The 19,578-nt window shown below is 41.2% G+C and carries 19 protein-coding genes, 1 tRNA gene and 1 pseudogene; 6 read left to right on the top strand and 15 right to left on the bottom strand.

Annotated elements, in window-relative coordinates:
- Window positions 1-27 precede the first annotated feature (27 nt).
- The 3 genes from EGM68_RS08975 to EGM68_RS08965 form a co-directional block, all read right to left on the bottom strand.
- A complete protein-coding gene (locus tag EGM68_RS08975; protein ID WP_013370453.1) occupies window positions 28-1,164 on the bottom strand; it encodes a polysaccharide deacetylase family protein in 1,137 nt (378 codons plus the stop codon).
- Between the two features lie 478 nt (window positions 1,165-1,642).
- Window positions 1,643-2,161: a hypothetical protein gene (locus EGM68_RS08970; RefSeq protein WP_129550312.1), complete on the bottom strand. Its 519-nt coding sequence runs from the start codon at window positions 2,159-2,161 to the stop codon at window positions 1,643-1,645.
- A gap of 305 nt (window positions 2,162-2,466) precedes the next feature.
- Window positions 2,467-2,778, bottom strand: coding sequence for a hypothetical protein (locus EGM68_RS08965; RefSeq protein ID WP_129549040.1), 312 nt, complete (start codon window positions 2,776-2,778; stop codon window positions 2,467-2,469).
- Between the two features lie 993 nt (window positions 2,779-3,771).
- Between EGM68_RS08965 and EGM68_RS08955 the strand changes: the two genes are divergently transcribed.
- On the top strand, window positions 3,772-4,356 hold the full coding sequence (locus tag EGM68_RS08955) for a helix-turn-helix domain-containing protein (RefSeq protein WP_013370447.1): 585 nt from the start codon (window positions 3,772-3,774) through the stop codon (window positions 4,354-4,356).
- Between the two features lie 202 nt (window positions 4,357-4,558).
- Here EGM68_RS08955 and EGM68_RS08950 read toward each other — a convergent pair.
- From EGM68_RS08950 to EGM68_RS08940, 3 genes and pseudogenes are all read right to left on the bottom strand, one after another.
- Window positions 4,559-4,826 (bottom strand): annotated as a pseudogene (locus EGM68_RS08950) (FGGY-family carbohydrate kinase); the annotation flags it as partial.
- Window positions 4,827-5,083: 257 nt separating this feature from the next.
- Complete coding sequence (locus tag EGM68_RS08945) at window positions 5,084-6,190, bottom strand: GntR family transcriptional regulator (protein WP_129549039.1); 1,107 nt, start codon at window positions 6,188-6,190, stop codon at window positions 5,084-5,086.
- Window positions 6,191-6,380: 190 nt separating this feature from the next.
- Window positions 6,381-7,532, bottom strand: a complete 1,152-nt coding sequence (locus EGM68_RS08940) for a sn-glycerol-1-phosphate dehydrogenase (RefSeq protein WP_129549038.1) — start codon at window positions 7,530-7,532, stop codon at window positions 6,381-6,383.
- Between the two features lie 168 nt (window positions 7,533-7,700).
- Here EGM68_RS08940 and EGM68_RS08935 point away from each other — a divergent pair, with 168 nt between their 5' ends.
- Window positions 7,701-7,904, top strand: coding sequence for a hypothetical protein (locus EGM68_RS08935; protein ID WP_013370442.1), 204 nt, complete (start codon window positions 7,701-7,703; stop codon window positions 7,902-7,904).
- 107 nt (window positions 7,905-8,011) lie between these two features.
- Here the strand turns inward: EGM68_RS08935 and fabV are convergent, their stop codons facing one another.
- Together fabV and EGM68_RS08925 are read right to left on the bottom strand one after the other, a co-directional pair.
- A complete protein-coding gene (gene fabV / locus EGM68_RS08930; protein WP_129549037.1) occupies window positions 8,012-9,190 on the bottom strand; it encodes an enoyl-ACP reductase FabV in 1,179 nt (392 codons plus the stop codon).
- Between the two features lie 218 nt (window positions 9,191-9,408).
- Window positions 9,409-9,765 (bottom strand): winged helix-turn-helix transcriptional regulator, encoded by a 357-nt coding sequence (locus EGM68_RS08925; RefSeq protein WP_013370440.1) that lies wholly within the window; start codon window positions 9,763-9,765, stop codon window positions 9,409-9,411.
- 197 nt (window positions 9,766-9,962) lie between these two features.
- On the opposite strand from EGM68_RS08925, the gene EGM68_RS08920 reads away from it, so the two are divergent.
- Complete coding sequence (locus EGM68_RS08920) at window positions 9,963-10,493, top strand: NAD(P)H-dependent oxidoreductase (protein WP_129550311.1); 531 nt, start codon at window positions 9,963-9,965, stop codon at window positions 10,491-10,493.
- Window positions 10,494-10,584: 91 nt separating this feature from the next.
- Here the strand turns inward: EGM68_RS08920 and EGM68_RS08915 are convergent.
- A tRNA-Leu gene (locus EGM68_RS08915) sits at window positions 10,585-10,669 on the bottom strand.
- Between the two features lie 381 nt (window positions 10,670-11,050).
- On the opposite strand from EGM68_RS08915, the gene EGM68_RS08910 reads away from it, so the two are divergent.
- Complete coding sequence (locus tag EGM68_RS08910; RefSeq protein ID WP_129549036.1) at window positions 11,051-11,485, top strand: N-acetyltransferase; 435 nt, start codon at window positions 11,051-11,053, stop codon at window positions 11,483-11,485.
- Window positions 11,486-11,588: 103 nt separating this feature from the next.
- Here EGM68_RS08910 and EGM68_RS08905 read toward each other — a convergent pair whose 3' ends face one another.
- Together EGM68_RS08905 and EGM68_RS08900 are read right to left on the bottom strand one after the other, a co-directional pair.
- Window positions 11,589-12,098: a GNAT family N-acetyltransferase gene (locus EGM68_RS08905; protein WP_129549035.1), complete on the bottom strand. Its 510-nt coding sequence runs from the start codon at window positions 12,096-12,098 to the stop codon at window positions 11,589-11,591.
- Window positions 12,099-12,168: 70 nt separating this feature from the next.
- Window positions 12,169-12,684, bottom strand: a complete 516-nt coding sequence (locus tag EGM68_RS08900; RefSeq protein ID WP_129549034.1) for a hypothetical protein — start codon at window positions 12,682-12,684, stop codon at window positions 12,169-12,171.
- A 298-nt stretch (window positions 12,685-12,982) separates the two neighbouring features.
- Here EGM68_RS08900 and EGM68_RS08895 point away from each other — a divergent pair, with 298 nt between their 5' ends.
- Window positions 12,983-13,477, top strand: a complete 495-nt coding sequence (locus tag EGM68_RS08895) for a hypothetical protein (RefSeq protein ID WP_129549033.1) — start codon at window positions 12,983-12,985, stop codon at window positions 13,475-13,477.
- A gap of 338 nt (window positions 13,478-13,815) precedes the next feature.
- Window positions 13,816-14,316 (top strand): hypothetical protein, encoded by a 501-nt coding sequence (locus EGM68_RS08890; RefSeq protein WP_129549032.1) that lies wholly within the window; start codon window positions 13,816-13,818, stop codon window positions 14,314-14,316.
- A gap of 202 nt (window positions 14,317-14,518) precedes the next feature.
- Here the strand turns inward: EGM68_RS08890 and nspC are convergent, their stop codons facing one another.
- From nspC to htpG, 4 genes are all read right to left on the bottom strand, one after another.
- A complete protein-coding gene (gene nspC / locus EGM68_RS08885) occupies window positions 14,519-15,658 on the bottom strand; it encodes a carboxynorspermidine decarboxylase (protein WP_129549031.1) in 1,140 nt (379 codons plus the stop codon).
- Window positions 15,659-15,666: 8 nt separating this feature from the next.
- Window positions 15,667-16,866: a saccharopine dehydrogenase family protein gene (locus EGM68_RS08880; protein WP_013370430.1), complete on the bottom strand. Its 1,200-nt coding sequence runs from the start codon at window positions 16,864-16,866 to the stop codon at window positions 15,667-15,669.
- A 314-nt stretch (window positions 16,867-17,180) separates the two neighbouring features.
- Entirely contained in the window at window positions 17,181-17,441 is a 261-nt protein-coding gene (locus EGM68_RS08875; RefSeq protein ID WP_013370429.1) for a bacteriocin immunity protein, read from the bottom strand.
- 158 nt (window positions 17,442-17,599) lie between these two features.
- Window positions 17,600-19,480 carry a molecular chaperone HtpG gene (htpG, locus tag EGM68_RS08870; RefSeq protein WP_013370428.1) on the bottom strand — a complete coding sequence of 627 codons (1,881 nt, stop codon included), beginning with the start codon at window positions 19,478-19,480 and terminating at the stop codon, window positions 17,600-17,602.
- Window positions 19,481-19,578 lie beyond the last annotated feature (98 nt).

The following is a 19,578-nucleotide window of genomic DNA, read 5'->3' as shown; positions in this document are numbered from 1 at the left end:
GCCTGCTTTTCTTTCAGGTTTATTCTATTAACGGTGATCATTCCAAAAATTAAGCGGAGTCAGGTTATCATTCAACGGCTCGAACGAATATCCTTCTTTCTGCAAGGCCGCCATGATTTGTGGAAGCACCTTGATCGTAGAAGGCTTATCATGCATAAGAACGACTGGTGTTCTGCCTTGCTTTTTCAGTCTCTTAATATCACTGAGGACCGTCTGTACAAAATGCTGCGGATTTTTAGTATAACGCCAATCATTCGAATCTATGTTCCAGTCCCAAATATGATAGCCTGCACCCGTCAGTTGATCACGGTATGCTTTCTTCAAATATGGTTTGCTACCATAAGGTGTACGAATCAAAGAAGTGCGTTTCCCTGTTGCCTTAAATAAAATCTCATTATCCTGATTCATCTCTGCCAGTGCTGCTGCCGGGGATGCATAGATCTTTTTCACCTGATGCGTCATCCCATGGAGGCCCAAGCCATGCCCTGCGTCTACCATTCTCTTCATCACTGCGCTATGTTGGCGAATTTCAGGCCCTAGCATGAAGAACGTAGCCTTGGCATTATATTTGTCCAGAATATCCAGCAGCTGCGACGTATGCGCTGTAGGACCATCATCGAAGCTCAAATAAATGGTGCGGCTGGAAGGCTTGGCATTTCCCGTATCGCCTGTATTGCTGGCTTTGTCTGGCTTGACAGCTGCGTACTGTTTAATTTCTGCCGCGAATGTATTCAAGAACTGAGCATCAGACAAACTAGCGTTTGCATTCTGAATTCGATACAAATTACTCGTAGGAATCGTAATAGTGAAGCCGAACGCATCGGTCAAAGTACGAATTGGCACCATCGTACGTCCTCCCCGCTCAAACACATCCCCTTTGTTCAAATCCAGCGTAAAGCTGCGATTATGTCCAGTCAGCACCAATGTATTTCCATTGGCAGAAGTAGAAATGCCCATCTTTTGCCCCAATGTCACGATAGGGACATACAACTTATCATTTTCCATTACAGGCTTAATCGTATTCGAATCTAGCAAAACATCATTGACCCCAAGTAAAGGAGCCTGCGCTTGTGCACTCGCTGTATTCGTATGTATACCTAGCAAACCCAAACAACAGATTGCCATCAAGCATACAGCCATCCATTTTACTTTTAAAAGCTTCATTCATTACACCATCCTGTGCTGTATTTTATAATGTGCGGGAGCTATCTCTAGCTTGTCTATGAAGTTATACAGACATGACGATATAGACATGGCAATATAGACATTCACTCAACATAAAGAACATAAACGTCTCAACCGACTGAACCGGACGTCTTTTGGCCCCCTATACATATTAATAGATTACCAGACTATAGTAGGTAAATATAGTAAAACAATTTGAAAACAATCTCGCAATCCATCTTACCAAATAAGTTACAAAGTTGTGAATAAATCTTGATGGAACTAGAGACTACCTGAAGAAATATGAAGGTAAGGTACTTGGGGATAGAACTCTGGTATCTGACTAAATATTCTAGGTATCTAATAAACTATGGAATGTCATAGAGGAGTATCATTTAACCCGTTTACAAGGTACTAGGTATTAATAGATATAAAGAAAGACCCTGAGGATTGTCGCCCCCGAGGTCTCTCCGGTTGCCTATTCTATTAATGATACCTCAAACCTCTTTTTAACTTTATCCAGATAATTAGCAAGAAACAAATTCTTATTTGTAAATCCTAAAAAATATTCATAGTCATCCTCATCACTAGACGGATAATATTCCTGATGGAATAAAACATTGAAATGTTGTTTAAAATCTGAATCCTTTTTTAAGACAATGCATCTAAATAAATGATCAATTTCAATTGCTTTAATAATATCTTTTTTTTGCATCACTGAAAACCACATTATTTTCGGCGGTGTCTGGTTCGGTTCATTCCAATGAGGTATAGATTCCTTCCATGGCAACACCCACTCGGAATTCACAAAAACACATCTCTCTGAGATAAAATTCTGTGTATTCACATCAAATAAATTCATGTTCCTTTCGTAAAAGGAAAATAATACAATTGAATCATTTTCAATGAATAACCTTATCAAGTCAGCAATATTCTCCGTTGACATATTATGCTTAATCACACCATAAGGCCGTTTAAGATTTATTTCCAAATTCATCATCCTATTCATTTGAATTAATAGTGATCCGATGTAGTTTTACCTGTCCTAGGGTCAATATATTGAAATTGCATTGGAATATTTGGTCAGGATCATAGATTTATTATCAGTCAAGAAGTAATAATAAAAAAGACCATAACACGAAACTATCTGGTATAGTGTACAGGCTACGGGAGTCATGAGAGTTAAATTCGTTTGGCCTTAGCCGCCCAATTCATTCGACACTGGGTGGGGGTAAAAGTAAAGACCTTGAAATGGTATACTCTCAAGGTCTTTTTCTTATCCAAACTTTTTATTGAATCCCATTACTTACCATCCATATTCATTAGCCTTCTCTTCTCATCTAGCCATTCTTCTTCTCTTCTCACCCATTCTTCAGGACTTAATTTTTCGTCCGTCCAAAACGTAGAAGAATCCATAGCATTACCATCTTTATCGGTTGCAATAACCGATGTCCTACTTTTACCGAAAACCAAATTGGGACAAATTTGATGACCATCTTGGTTGTAAGTTAAACAGTGAACACCTATATTTCCCTTACAGCATTTTGAACCATGATTCTCTTCATTGTCTTCATAGAAACAACTTGCCTCTAGAACAATATGTTTCCATCCCATAAGACTCCTCCTTACACTCAAAAAGCAGCCTTTAATTCCTTAATGACGGCCTTGTAGTCGTGGTTGTTTATTCCAAGTCACTCAATTACACCGTTTTCTCGAATTATTCCATAAGCCCAATAAGAACCTTCGATCAGGGAGACACATACTTTCTACCATTTGGGGAACCATTTAGGTGCTCGAAATTCAGACTTGGATGCTCCGGATTCTCCTTGAATTGCTTAAAAGCTGCATCCGCTTTTTCTTGTATATTTTTTAGAAAGTTTATTATACGCTGTTAATTTCTTTACTCTTAATACTGGTGTATTCACACGCACCTATACTAAGGTCGCTTACGAAGTACGTTTGGAACTATCGACTGTCATGTTATAAACCGTTGCCTGCTTGTGCAACAATTCAATATTGTCTTTCTAAAGTGCATTCCCGGCACTCTGAACAAGCAAGTCTCCAACCTTGAAATCTTTAACAAGCGTCCATCCTTTGCCCTATACCCAAAGGAGATGGCTATAGGTAGATTCAATAACTTGACCGCCCACATGGACTTGATAAATCTCATTTATCTCGTATTTGAACATAACCGTAACTTCTTTATATGCTACTTCTACCTCATCAGTCTCCTCATTTTTTTGAAAGAACCATATCTCTGACTTGAATGTCTTCAATATTCTTCTCTCTTTCATCTGTTCTAACCTTCGTACCTGCTGTAAAGCAATTACATTCTCCATACCATTACCTTAATCATATAGCGCAAAAACCCACTTTTCTCTCTGACATCCTCACAATTGTAAGAGAAGAACATATTACCTCCATTTCCATAAAAAATGTCACATTTTAATATATCCACACCTTAAATTTCCATTTTTATAGGTCGAATGGACCTTATTTTCCATAAACCGGTTAAGCCCATGGGATTAAAAGAAAATCAGGATAGGAGTCACTTGCAAAGCCCCCTTCGGGTATAGTAGTATGTGTTTAAAAAAAATCGGAGGGTATATGCCTAAACAACAAGACAAACATTCCATTCAGGCGTGGTCTCTGATCAATCGCAAATATTTGGGAAAAGGCGTGCGTGTCAAACGTTTTCGCAAACCAACACGCTGTCAAGTACGCAATCGCGTTCTGCTTGCCGTTTTGATGGCTAATGACATTAAACTGTCCCAACTTGCCGAGGAGCTTTCCATCTCCTCTCGCAGCGTCAGCGCGTGGGTATATGAAGGTCGTATTCCCGGCAACACTAATCTGGAAAAGACGTGTAACACACTTGGTTATCCGCACCATATTCTATTTAATGAAGAGGTTGTCCGGCGTTCACCGCTCATTTGTCAACCATCGCCGTCCCGTTTTATGAAACGGACTGTAACTCGTTCTCCAGTTAAAAACCGGATTTTGGCGGGTTTGTGCATGGTACATGATATTTCGGTGACTGATGTCAGTCATTGGATTGGCGTTCACCCCGGTACATTTCGGAAATGGTTGCATCAGGGTACCGTTCCTTCGCAAACTTTCCAGGATCAGGCGGAACAGTTTTTCCGTATTCCAAAATCCATTTTGTTTGCTGATGCCATGCTGAAAAAGTAAAAATGTCCTTTAAAACAAAACGATTGAATTTTTCATGAAAGTCTTTGAAAGGAACGCATTACCATCTTTCATGCATAAGGCTTTCACATCATGTAATTCACAGAATATAAAAGCAAAAAAGCATAGTCTGCCGATTCCTCGGTGTACTGTGCTTTTTAGATTGCAAAATTTAAATGCTTCTTGCTTATAATTTGTATACTTCTTAGGAATGAGTGCTTGCCGCTTCAGTTGAACGTCCAGCTTCTGCCTTGATAGCCTTCAGCTTTTTCATAACTGGGTTGCCCCCACATCCAAAGTAGTCGTGAAGACGGCTGTATTCCTCATAGAGCTTATTATAGACAGCAGCGTTCTCGGGGGATCGGTCTGAAGCTCTCGTCCCGTACACGTGCCATATGGCGCGCTGCTTCGACGATATTGTCGTACCCTCCAGCTTCAGCTCCTGCAGCCACGGCTGCCAGTCTGGCCTCCCCAAACGTCCTGATTTAATGTTCCTAATATATTTAGGTCACTCTTCTTACTTTCATTTCTGGTACCACTCTCATCACACACTTGTATGTACAACTTAACCAGCCTTTTTATGTATTTTTTGATAGGTTTATGTACACATTTTCAAATAGTATAGAAAAAACAGCCCATTTTCTGCAATCCAGAAAATAGGCTGTTCGGTATGGCGAGTAGCATGCCATTCAAAATTCAGCGTTGAACCCAAACGATTGATAGCCCCATTTCAAAATCCTCCAGACATTGCCTGAGCTGGTCCCGTGGATTCGCGTACAATCAACTCTGGAGGTATAATCCACTGACGATCTTCTTCACGATACCCCTTCTCTTTAATCATCGATAGCATGGTATCGGCGGCACGTAACCCCAATTCTTCCTTGGGGTGCCGAATGGTTGTAAGTTTGATTTCCGTGGCTGTCGCCAAAAATGAATCATCAAACCCAACCAGCGATAGATCTTGGGGAATGCTCAAGTCCGCCGAACGTACAATATCCAGTAGCCGCACCGCCAGTTCATCATTATAGGTCACCCATCCGGTCGGACGTTCCCCTGCCTCCATCGCCAGCAGCTGCGATGCGCGTTGTAACGGAAGCTCATTTTTTTCTTCAGTCCGGTACGTCGTTACTGCGTTCGGATGTAAGGTCACTCCATATTTACGGTGAGCAGCTACAAATCCCTTCATCCGCAGAATTCCTTGCATATCATCGGTTTTGAAAAAACCAGCCAATCGCCGGTGCCCCAGCTTGATCAAATGCTCTGCTGCCAAAAAACCACCCTTCTCATCATCCAAACGCAGACAAGGTGCGTCCATCTCCTCATAACGCGCATTGATCATTAAATAAGGGATTTGGCGATTTTCCACGGTTAAATAATAGTTCAAATTGGGATTACGTTCCCCGCTTTTGGTCGGCTCAATAATAATTCCGCTCAGTGGTTGACTCAGCAGCATTTCCAAGCACTGACGTTCTTGTTCAGGGTCATTACCTGTGCTTGATAGCAGTAGCTTGTATCCCTGCCGGCTTAGCTTGGATTCAATTCCTTGTACAATGGATGGAAAAATATAATCCGATATATAGGTTGTAACGACTCCAATTGTCCGTGGATCTTCGGGTTGCTTATGATCCCGTGTTGCGACAAAGGTTCCCTTGCCCTGTATGCGAAACAGCCAACCTTCCTGTACCAGCTCACCCAGCGCCTGACGCACCGTTTGCCGACTAACTGCAAATTGTTCAGACATTTCATGTTCAGAAGGAAGCTGGCTTTGCGGCTCCAGTTTGCATGAATGAATCCATGATAAAATTTCCTGTTTAACTTGTATATATTTGGGTGCCATAATTTCCTCCGTACTTGCCATATCATGTACCTATTCGTATTCCGATTATAGCATATCGTCCATTTGTACATACAAATGTTACAGGAGCAGGATATCGTTGTATAGCTGCCGGAGGCGTAAAGCCATTCACAACCCCCTTCCCATGCTTAGACTGAGTATCTAAAGGATTCTTGTGTAGGTGTAACACACATTACGAACGGAGCAACTGGTGTTCATTCATATACTTGAGTCCGGTATAGCGATCACGCAAAGTATGTGCCGTGCGCAAAGCACGATCAAGCTGTTCCTGCGTAACCCCAAGATCGGCAATGGTAGACGGACCTCCAACCTGAGCTAGCCATGCACGCATCTGTTCCGATGTAGGCAAAGTCCGATATACTTTAAAAGCCTCCACATCCTGATTGGCAGCCAATTCCCTGTACATATCAGACAGTAAAGCAGAGGCAACGCCCACTTTGGCACCATGCAAAACTTGCTTGCGCCCCTCTGCAATAAAATCCATCTCAATTCGGTGAGAAATATGATGCTCTCCACCTGATGCAGGGCGGGAATGATCAATCATCAACATCGAAATACCGGATGCAATCAGCGCATTCATCAACACCTCGACACCTGTCTTGCTGCCTGCCGCAATCTCATCAACATGCTCTACACAGGCACGTAAAGCCTCCTCGGTAATTCGGTTAGCCACAGGTGAATACGGCTCGTTTCCCAAATCTCTGGACACATGCCAGTCTGCTAATGAGGTAAACTTACCGAGCATATCGCCAAAACCCGCAGCAGTCATCGTTTGAGGGGCACTCTCCAGTACGGACAAGTCAGCGAAGATCGCCTCTGGCGGGACGGCTTGGAACGTCTGCTTGCTTCCATCCACAATTAATGGGGCACCGGCGGAGGTAAAACCATCTACGGAGGCAGCCGTTGGGACTGACAAGAACGGACGATTCATTTTATAGCACACAAAGCGAACCAGATCGTGAATTGTACCGGACCCTACAGCAAGCACAGCCTGACTTTGATCCGCCACACCCAGCAGAACCTTCATGATATAAGTTTCATCAGCAATAACATCCCCTACCGCATTCGGAGGCAGCCGAACTACATCAACTGTCAAACCTGCTTCACGGATGAATTCAGCTACTTTTTTCCCTGCTGCCGCTGAAGTATGCTCATCCTCTACCAGAGTGACATGCCGATAATTCTGTTGAATTAAATAAGAAGCAATGGATTCAAGTGCTCCATCCCGTACCTCGATAAACAATTCAACCTTTCGGTGAGGATGATCAGCGTTACTAGCCTGCGCCTCTTCGTTCCACAGTTTGATTTGCTCATTCATATTCATTTCATAAGCCTCCTGAAAAAGGAATAATTTGTACAAGAATGATCCATACTAATAAATAGATTCTGTTTGAAAACGATTACTATTTAATTGTACGCACAAGTGTAGGTACAAGTCCAGAAAAAACGTACAAGTTACTATTCAATTCAACCATTCGAAAGGAACATGATGATGAAATTTGGAACGGACATTGCCTGCGCACTCGGGTTACTGGCAGGTACAACGTTTGGCAGTGGGATTGCTTTTTTGTTCGGCTGGCAAGCTTATCGCGCACTGACTTCTGTCACGGTTTTTGGCATTGCAGGGATTATCATTACTATTGCCGTTTTTCGCTTGCTGCACCGGAAGTCGCTTTCTACGTCTAATTCTCGATGAATTTTGTTGCAAACCAGCCCAGTTAAATTTAACTGCATACATAAAAAACGGGTCTCACAAGCCATCGCAGCTTGAGAGTACCCGTTTTTGACTTAGAACTATTTTACTTAATTCGTGTGAACTTCTGGATCAACGTCCAATTCATAATCAATTTCATCAAAACCGAATCCAAACAATTGAAGGAAATCCAAACGGTATTGTTCAAGATCACCCAGTTCGGATACGTTTTCGGTAGTAATCTCAGACCAAGCCGCTTTAACAGCTTGCTGCACATCCTCTCTCATTTCCCAGTTATCCAGACGAATGCGCCCTTCTTCGTCCGTTTCCACTGTGGACCCATTGTATAACATCTCGAACAGACGTTGCGCCTGCTCAATACATCCCTCATGCAGTCCTTTTTCTTTCATGACCTTAAACAGTAAGGAAATATACAGAGGCACTACAGGGATAGCCGAACTGGATTGTGTAACCAAAGCTTTATTCACTGAAACGTAGGCCTTCCCATGATAAGACTCCAGTTGCTTTGTTAAAGTATGCGCTGTGGCTTCCAAATCATTTTTAGCTTGGCCAATGGTTCCTTTACGGTAGATAGCCTCCGTAATCTCGGGACCAATATACGAGTAAGCCAGTGTGGTTACTCCTTCAGCCAGCAGGTCGGCTTCTTCTAACGCTTTTAACCATAAAGACCAATCTTCGCCACCCATGACCGTGATGGTATTATCAATCTCCTCCTGCGTAGCTGGTTCCAGCGTAATTTCCGATACGACACCCGTATTCGTATTCACCGTTTTATTCGTAAAAGGCTGTCCGATAGGCTTGAGAACGGAATTGAAGGTTTCACCTGTATCTGGATGGGTCCGCCGTGGTGAGGCGACACTATACACGATCAGGTCTACCTTGCCCAGTTTTTCCTTGACCAGCTTTAACGTCTCTTGCTTAATTTCATAGGAAAAAGCATCTCCATTAATGCTTTCCGCTATATAGCCAGCCGCTCTGGCTGCTCTTTCAAAGGCCACTGTATTGTACCAGCCTGCCGATGCCGTGCGCCCCTCTGATGCAGGACGTTCAAAGGATACTCCAATGGTGTCAGCTCCCATACCAAAGCTTGCAGCAATGCGGGAAGCCAGTCCATAACCTGTGGATGCTCCAATCACGAGTACCTTTTTTGCTCCTTGTAGTGACGTGCTGTCTTTGATGTAGTCGATTTGGCGATTAACATGAGCCGCACATCCTGCAGGATGCGCAGTCGTACATATAAAACCACGAATTTTCGGTTTAATAATCATTGCAAGGGTCCCCCTACTTTGGCATTCATTTAATATTGATGGAATGGTTGTCCAGTCATAACTATATTACAAATCAGCTTGCGGCTCAACATATAACATAGTCTTGAAGGTAACTGTTCATATACTACGACAACAGACATCCCCAATCTACCGACTCTATGATAAAAAAGAAAATCGCCGTAAACATCATAGTCTACAGCGCTCTTTCACTCTACTATTCATTTTGACTCACTTTCTAACAACCGCACATCTTCTCCTTGCTGTTGTCTTTTTTTGATATTCGATCTTCCCCAGGTACACATTAAATCAATTATTTCATTTGCTGTTATACCATATTCTGTTATATAATATTCCACTTTTGGAGGCATTTGATTATACACATGTCTGCCAACGATGCCATCCTTCTCAAGTTCACGGAGCTGCTGTATAAGGACTTTTTGAGAAACCCCTGGAATACTACGCTGTAATTCACTTGTCCTCTTTCTACCAGCCATTAATAAACATATGATTAAGGATTTCCACTTACCTCCGATGATCTCAAGTGTTGCTTCTATGCCTAAATTATATTGTTTCATACGACCACCTCTTCAACGCTAAAATAACTAAGTTGATCCAATTAATTCTATAATCACATATCTTTACTCTAAGTACCATGCACACTTTCAAGTAACTATATTACTTTATTGTGTGTATTTACTTTTTTTATAGCGCACAGAATAATAAGACGTATCCACAAAAAGCAAATGATGCTATGTAAGAAAGGTGATTTATGATGAAGACTCTCGTGATTTTAGCACATCCGAATATTGAAGATTCCAGAGTAAATCAAAGATGGAAACAAGAATTGCTTCAATATACCAATGAAATTACAATTCATGAAATTTATAAAGAGTATCCAAACTGGAATATTGATGTTTTGAATGAACAAAAGTTACTTGAAGCACACAACAATATCATATTTCAATTTCCTTTGTATTGGTACAGTTACCCTCCTCTGTTAAAAAAGTGGTTTGATGATGTTTTTACACATGGATGGGCTTATGGTTCAAAAGGTGATAAGTTAAAAGGAAAGAAGCTAGGGATCGCCATGTCGATTGGTGATAAAAAAGAAAACTACTTATCTACTGGTTCCGTTACCTTTACGGTAGATGAAGTTATAGCACCTTTTAAAGCAAGTGCAGTACATGTCGGTGCTACGACATTACCCTACTTCGCAGTCTTCGGAGCCTCGTTTCAAGCAAGTGACGAAGACATTAACCAGAGTGCAAAAGACTATATTAAATATATATTCCAGTATAAATAAAATGGCTATTTACAACATGCATCTTAACCATATAAAAACAGGCTCTTGGTGGCATCCAGCCAATCCAAGAACCTGTAATGGTTAGGTATAATGCGGTCGAGAGGACTCGAACCTCCACGGGGGGTTAGCCCACACGGACCTGAACCGTGCGCGTCTGCCAATTCCGCCACGACCGCATACTATGTATTGATGGCAATTTTTTTAATCACCGTAATTAAGATTATATCTTGCATAGAATTTAAAAGCAAGCCATTTTTATATTATATTTTTTATGAATAATACTAGCAAATATAATAAAATCACTGGATATCATCAACCAGATATGGTAAGATGAACGCATCAGGAAAGGAGGTGCGTCAACATCAATAATCATATGTTGAGCGTATCCCTTACCCGGTCCGTTATTCTCTAATTTACAGAGTTGACGGAGGCGCGGGATACGGATCAAGGCTTTAATTAAGCGCCACGGGTAGAAAGACCGTCTACGGACGGTCTTTTTTATTTCAGTATCATACTTAGTATAGATAAGATTACATAATGTGAAAAGAGGCGTTACAATGTCAATTAGATCTGCGAAAGTAGAAGAGTTGAAAGAACTGGTAGCCATCTGGCTGGATGCTTCTGTAGAAGCCCATCATTTTATTGCTCCACAGTATTGGAAATCTCAAGCTGCCGAGATGGAGTACAAGTACCTTCCCCTCGCTCAAAACTACGTTATCATACAGGATGATCATACGATTGGCGGCTTCGTTTCCATGTTGGATGGATACTTGGCTGCTCTGTTCATACGTGTTGATTCTCAAAGAAAAGGCTATGGCAAGCTACTATTAGATTGGGTTAAAAAGCAGCATGACGAAATTCAATTAAAGGTGTATCAGTCCAACACGAAAGCATTTAACTTTTATACTAAAAATGGATTTACCATTCAAGCGGAATCTGTGGATGCCGAAACTGAGGAGAAGGAATTTGTGATGATATGGACTAAACATTAATAATAATGAAGCACCCTTTAACTTTTTAGAACAAAGGCTCCGCTCCCGTATCCATACGGCACAAGCAGAGCCTTTTAATTTTATCTACTAACTGTCTAGTCTCTTATTTAAGCCCATAAACCTCGGTATATAAAATCTCTTTAAACGGAGCAAACGCCGATTCAGCCAACGCACCTGGATAGCTCATAATCTGAAGCCGCAGATCTGCCTGTCCTTCTCTTAAAGGGGGCTGTACATATTCAAAATCGTTCAGATGAAACCCTAATCGTTCGTAAAAGCCGATTCTTCTCCGTGACCATTCATCCACTGGCGGCTCAACCTCCAGCACTACCGGTTGGTCAGACTGTGAGACAAATTTCCTCATAAGCTTTTTGCCTAATCCGCCGCCTCGTATACGGGAATCTACCGCAATATGCTCTACAAATCGAAAATGTCCGAATTCCCAACCTACCAAGAAAGCCACTATGTTCCCCTGCTCATTCTTTTCAGTCATAATGCGATAGCTAGGATGTTTTAGCAAAGCCTTTTGAGCCTCAAACGTCCTGCATTCTGATGCTGGAAAAGAAGACTCCATAATCGCATATATTTCAGAAAAATCGTGTTCATTTATCATATATCCCTAGCTCCTTTACCTCTAAATTCCCCAGATGACAGGCTGTCTTTATTAAGAGGAAGAGGGATGTTTAGATCTTGTTTAATTCCGTAAGCGTCATCAACATATGTTCCAACAACTCTGGAATATCCTCCATCTGATCTTCGTTAATTTGCCTGGAAAATTGGAGTTCAATCCTATTATGGTATGTAGATGTCTTCTCTCCGTAAATCTGACTTAGCGTCTGTACTGGTCGAAGTTCAGGCTTCCAAATTTCGGCCAGTATTTTTTCAATCCGGCTGCATTGTGCCTCAATATCTCGAATCTTCATATCAAAATACAGCAATAAGCTACATCCCGGAGTTTGATCTTCCATTTCCAAAATTTCTGCAGCCAGGTTGTTTAAATCCATTTTTAGTTGAAGTTCTGCCGTCACACCCAACTGTTCTCTCAGACTGAACTGTACACCAAATTCACGCGACATTACCGACATTTCCAATCTATCGATTCGCTGTGTAATGTTAATACGTGAATCCAGATTATCCAGATCATAAACCGCATTTTCCATAGCCACTTTTAAATTATCAAAAACGGTCGGGTCGAACATTTTTCTCACCTCCAATTATGGAGTATAACATAGCGTGTGTTACTCCTAAAATAGGATGCCCCTTTTCACGAAAGCATATTAAGATGGAATTCTATAGTATACAGTAAGTTGGCTAACTCTTAATTGAAGTTTAATGAATAAATTTGTAAAAACTCATAATTGTGACAAAAAAATATATATTTTTGTTTATTGTTACACTTTTATTCCAATTTATTGGGATTCAATATATAATAATGGATGGGATTGGTTATATATATTCGTATAAATCCCAAAATAAAAGAAGGGAAGAGATGATTAAATGAAAAAGGCAGTTTTTTCCACACTAGGTCTTGCACTTCTATTAAGTACATCCACCGCCGTTGCATCTGCTCAAGAAGCTCAAGAAGGAGCACCCGCATTACAAAAGGAATCTATTCAGCTCTTTGGAAATGGAACTGACAGAGAGCCTAATAACTGGTTCGATGAAGCTAGTGAAATACTGGTGGGAGTTGACATCTATGGGGAAATAGGCAAACACATTGATGGAGGTTATGACAATAGCGATTATTATAAGTTTAAAGCCTTTCAATCTGGTTGGTATCAATTTAATATTCAAGGGGACATATATCCTAATACATGGCTGAGACTTGGTTTGGCTGACAGTAACGGACACTTCATTAGATATGCAAATGATCGTGAATACTCTTTAGGTAAAAATCTTGAAGCTGGCAAATGGTACTACCTGGTTGTAGAAACACCCGGTGCTGAGTTAGGTCAATTATTCGACTATAAAGTTACTTCTACGATCAAGTAGATAAAAGGATAAATTGAAGTTAACAAAAAAACGCGATCCTTTTACAGGACTACATTTTTACATCTTTTAATAATTATTATCTAACCTACAAACGTAGCTATCCTCATAGGAGAACTGCCGAATTACGCTCACACCTTCTCCGTACTTGTGGCTCGTTTATACTTCTTCATCTTGGAAGACCACCATTTTATAACAACAATTCTATTATACTCACGTATGTTATTTCTTTAATGCATATCATTTATCTAGTGAATGATATACAAAAATAACCCTAAAAATAAATTATCAATATACTCATGTAAATGAATATAAATCCAAAAGAGGAAGGACTCTTAATCATGAAAAAAACGTTGTTAGCTTCATTAGGTCTTACACTTATGCTGAGTACTACTGCCAGTGTCGCCTTAGCTGCAGAAGCAGATTCTGTACCAGTTGCAAAGGAATCAACTATTGCCCCTTTACTTGAATATGATGAACAGGAGCCAAATGATACTTTTGAACAAGCTAACTATTATTTTATAGGTGATGGGGTCATTGGAACCCTCGGTGAAGAGAAGCATGGGATGTGGGAAAACTACGATGTATATAAAATAATGGCAGAAAATAACTCAAGAGAAGTTCACTTCACAATTGAGGGACACAGATATCCCGATTCTTGGTTGGAGCTAACCCTCTTCGATAGTAGTGGTCAAAGCATCAAAAGTTCAAAAAATGGTCAATATTTTTTAAATGCAACTCTTGAACAAGGTAAAGATTACTACCTAACCGTCAATGCGTACGGACTTCAACCTGGAGGAAAAATGTTTGACTATAAAGTCTCTTCTGAAGTTGTAAGGTAGGCTAATTAAATTTATGTAACTTTTCAAGTTGTGTATCGTTCTTTAATGCCTGTTGTCGTATTGGATACATGCAACAGACACATATAAAGACTAAAAAATCCTAACTACACCAAAAAGCCTCACCCTTTTTTTAAAGGGGCGAGGCTTTTGTAGTTCAGTCATTCTATTCGAGGCACTCAGTTCTGTTGCTCCTGTGTAGGTCTTACGACAAACGCGAGCTAAAGTCCTCGTAGGAGAACTGACGGATTACCTTGATGCCCTCTTCATCGTTGTAGCTGGCGATGGCTGGCAGGTTGACTCCGTTGAACATATGGTTTTTGACCATCGTGTAATGGGCCATGTCGCAGAATACAAGCTTGTCTCCCGGCTTCAATGGCTCTTTAAAGGAATAGTCACCAATCACATCTCCAGCCAAGCACGTAAGTCCTCCAAGTCTGTAAGTATGTGCATACTCACCAGGCTTGCCAGCACCAATGATATTCGGGCGGTAAGGCATAGCCAGCACATCAGGCATATGACATTCAGCCGAAGTATCCAGAATGGCAATGTCCATTCCGTTTTTCATCGTATCCAATACGGTTGCAACCAGATATCCGGTGTTCAGAGCGATAGCTTCGCCTGGCTCAAGATAAACTTGCACACCGTATTTATCCTGAAAATATTGGATACAGCGTACCAGTGTGTCCAGATCATAGTCTTCTCTGGTAATATGGTGACCGCCGCCAAAATTGAGCCATTTCATTTGCTTAATGTATGGCCCGAATTTCTCATCCACGACTTTAATAGTGCGCTCCAGCGTATCTGAATTCTGTTCACACATCGTATGAAAATGAATACCGTCCACGCCATCCAGATCCTCAGGTTTAAAGTTAGCCAGAGTCACACCCATTCTGGAGTTGTTGTAGCAAGGATCATACAGCGGTGTTTCAATTTCCGAATATTCCGGATTCACTCGAATGCCGATATCGATTTTTTTGGAAGTTACGCCTTGCACTCTGCTTTTGAAGCGGTTCAGTTGATCAAAGGAGTTGAAAACAATATGGTCAACATACTCCAATAGCTCATCAAATTCACTGTCAACATAAGCCGGTGCGTATACGTGAACCTCCTTGTCCATTTTTTCGCGACCGAGTCTTGCCTCGAACAACGAACTGGAGGTTACGCCTTTTAAGTATTTGCCAACCAGAGGAAAGGTCGAAAACATCGAAAATCCCTTAAGAGCAAGCAGAATACTGCAACCTGTCCGCTCTTGTACGGAATTCAAAACCTCAAGGTTTTTGACAAGAAGTCTTTCGTCAACAAGATAACAAGGTGATGGGAGTCCGGTAATATCAATATTCATCGCAGACCTCAATCAAGCAACGTTGGCGAAAAGTTCTCTTGCCATGGCAATCCGTGTTTATTTAGTGCTTCCATGAACGGATCTGGATCGAATTCCTCAACGTTGTAAACGCCTGGCTTTTTCCAGAGACCTTTGATGATAAGCATTGCACCGATCATGGCAGGAACACCTGTTGTATAAGAAATGGCTTGGGAGCCAACCTCTGCATAACATTCCTCATGATCACAAACGTTGTAAACATAATAGGTTTTTGGCTTTCCATCTTTCACGCCTTGGATGATGCAGCCAATGTTTGTTTTGCCTTTTGTTCTTGGTCCCAGAGAAGCCGGGTCCGGCAAAATAGCTTTCAGGAATTGCAGTGGAATGATTTGTTGTCCTTCATAATCAATAGGCTCGATCGAAGTCATGCCTACGTTTTGAAGTACGTTCAAATGATTCAGATAATTGTCCGAGAACGTCATCCAGAAGCGGATTTTTTTCACGCCTTTAATATTCACTGCAAGAGATTCCAGTTCCTCATGATACAAAAGATATATATTTTTCGGTCCAATTTCAGGCAGGTCGTATACTTTTTTCTCAGAAAGTGGCTCAGTTTCAATCCATTCTCCGTTTTCAAAGTAACGGCCTTTCGCTGTAATTTCACGAATATTGATTTCCGGATTAAAGTTAGTTGCAAAAGGATATCCGTGGTCCCCTGCATTTGCATCCACAATATCAATCGTATGAATTTCATCAAAATAGTGCTTTTGAGCATATGCCGTAAATACTCCAGTCACACCTGGATCAAAACCGCTGCCCAGCAGAGCTGTAATTCCTGCTTTTTCGAATCTTTCTTTGTAGGCCCATTGCCAGCTGTATTCAAACTTCGGCGTATCCGGCGGTTCATAGTTCGCCGTATCAACGTAATGAACACCTGTCTCAAGGCAAGCATCCATTATCGTCAAATCCTGATAAGGGAGAGCCACATTGATAACTACATCCGGTTGAAAGCTTCGAATCAAGTCAATGACCATGTCGGTGTTGTCAGCATCAAGCTGAGCCGTTTGGATCTTCGTACGACCTCCACCCAGCTTCTCTTTAAGCGCATCGCATTTCTCAACAGTTCTGCTTGCGATACAAATTTCTTCAAATACATCTGGGTTTTGGCAACATTTATGCACCACAACGCTGGCCACGCCACCGGCGCCAATAATCAATGCTTTTCCCAAAATAAATAACCTCCTTATTCCATACGCTAATCGCTATTCATTCTTGCAAACAAAATGATTATAAAGACATCCCACCAAATAATCAAGAAAAACGACAATTTGCTGTGTCAAAATTCACAGGAGCATGTCACAAAAACTTTACAAATCCCAAAATTATGCATAAATTCTTTGTGAAGCGAGCCAAAAGCAAACATTTCCCCATACATTACAAGGAATCCAACACACCTTTAATGGAAGTTTTCTTGAATATAATGCTCATGTCTTAAAGAAATCATATTATCTTATTTTTGAACAAAAGACCACCCCTCCGCGTCCTATGAAGAAGATTCATGGGGTGGTAAAATAATGGGCTGATAGGCTAATGCTTCATCTACAATCTCTGCCGCACTCAAATCACGGTCATCCCAATAAATCAAATTACTAATCCCCGGATGAGGTGTATTTTGCATGACTTCAGTCAGCATGCTGTCAAGTTCCTCCTCCGTTCCCTCGCCTCTGATAATTTTGTCCACCAACTGTATAAGCTCACTTCGGTTTAACTTTTGGAGTTTCAATGGGTTTCGGTCCAGACTCATACAATCGCCCTCCTAGGTATGGATTATAGTCAACATAGTGTTGTAGCCTTACACTTCTAGTGTAAGCACTATACGACCTATTATGGAGCTTTAAGAAGTGTCATAATAAATAAAGCCGCCCCCGGTACGGGAACGGCTCTATATCGTAATAAAGCATATTAAACCATGATTTTGCAAATATCGTTCGTGAATTCAACCGGATCTTGCAGCGGCAAGCCCTCGATCAGCAAAGCTTGATTATACAGTAATGCCGTATAGAGGTTTACCTTCTCCTTATCCTCGGCAAAGGCTTCTTTCAAAGAGTTGAACACCGCATGGTTCACGTTGATTTCCAGCACTTTATTCGCTTTGACATCAGCGTTATTCGGCATGGCGTTCAAAATTTTCTCCATCTCAATAGTCACTTCGCCGTCTGCGGACAGACATACCGGATGTGTTTTCAAGCGTTTGGAGGCTTTTACACTGGATACTTTGCCTTCCAGCAAGCCCTTCATGTACTCGAACAACTCCTTGTTGTCGTTTTGTTCCGCTTCAGTTTCTTTCTCATTTTCGTCAGATTCAATCCCCAGATCGCCACTCGATACGGATTTGAATTCTTTCTCTTTATAGCTTAAGAGCATTTTAATAGCGAACTCATCAATATCATCAGTGAAGTACAAAATTTCATAGCCTTTATCGGCCACTAATTCGGTCTGCGGCAGCTTTTCAATACGCTCGTTGGACTCCCCGGAAGCATAATAAATATACTTTTGATCCTCTGGCATACGAGATACATATTCGTCCAAAGTAACCTGTTTTTTCTCTGTAGAAGAGTAGAACATAAGCAGATCTTGAAGGGTTTCTTTATGTCTGCCGTAATCGTTGTAGACACCAAATTTCAATTGTCTGCCAAATGATTTGTAGAATTGATCATATTTCTCCCGATCATTTTTGAGTAGTGTCAATAGCTGGCCTTTAATTTTACTTTCGATATTTTTGGCAATCAGCTTCAACTGACGGTCATGCTGCAGCATTTCTCTCGAAATGTTGAGTGACAGACTTTCGGAGTCAACCATACCTTTCACAAAGCTAAAATAATCCGGCAGCAGGTCAGGAGATTTTTCCATGATCAGTACACCGTTGGCATACAACTCCAGCCCTTTTTCATATTCCTTGGAGTAAAAATCAAACGGTATGTTCTCAGGAATAAACAGAATAGCTTGGTACACTACCGCGCCGTCCGCGCTGACATGGATATGCTGGAGCGGCTTGTCGTAGCCATAGCGTTTTTCCGCGTAGAAGTTTTGATAATCCTCGTCGGTTAGCTCGCTTTTATTTTTTCTCCAGATGGGCACCATGCTGTTAATACGCTGTTCTTCTTTGTAATCCTCAAACTCGTTGTCGCTTCCTTCTTTCAGACGCTTGCCTGTAACATCCATTTTAATCGGGTAGCGGATAAAGTCGGAGTATTTTTTAATAAGCGCTTTTAAACGGTACTCGTCCAAATATTCGTCGTAGGACTCATCCTCGGTGTTTTCCTTGATTTTCAGTACAATCTCGGTTCCGACCTCGTCCTTCTCAGCCGCCTCAATGGTATAACCGTCAGCACCTGTTGATTCCCATTTATAAGCCGTATCGCTTCCCAAAGCCTTGGTAGTTACTGTAACTACATCTGCTACCATGAAAGCTGAATAGAAGCCAACGCCGAATTGACCGATGATGTCATGACCATCCTTGGACTCATTTTCATTTTTGAATGCCAATGAACCACTTTTAGCAATGACGCCCAGATTATTTTCCAGTTCTTCCTTGGTCATCCCAATCCCGGTATCACGTAGCGTTAGCGTTCTATGATCCTTATCGGCAATTACTTTAATATAATAATTTTCTTTGTCAAAGACCAATTGATCGTCTGTCAGTGCTTTGTAATAAATTTTGTCAATCGCATCACTTGCGTTGGAGATCAGCTCTCTTAGGAAAATTTCCTTTTGAGTGTAAATCGAGTTAATCATCATTTCGAGCAGACGCTTGGATTCAGCCTGAAACTGTTTTTTCTCCATTCGGATATCTCCTTTCAAATATAAACCTATGTAAGGCCAGCGGATAAGAGCTATGCAAACGATTCAACTTTGTTAGCACTCCCACCATTCGAGTGCTA

Source organism: Paenibacillus sp. M-152 (assembly GCF_003856555.1).
Taxonomy (GTDB): Bacteria; Bacillota; Bacilli; order Paenibacillales; family Paenibacillaceae; genus Paenibacillus; species Paenibacillus polymyxa_C.
Note: the sequence above shows the minus strand (reverse complement) of the source record. Positions and strands in the feature narration are given on the sequence as shown.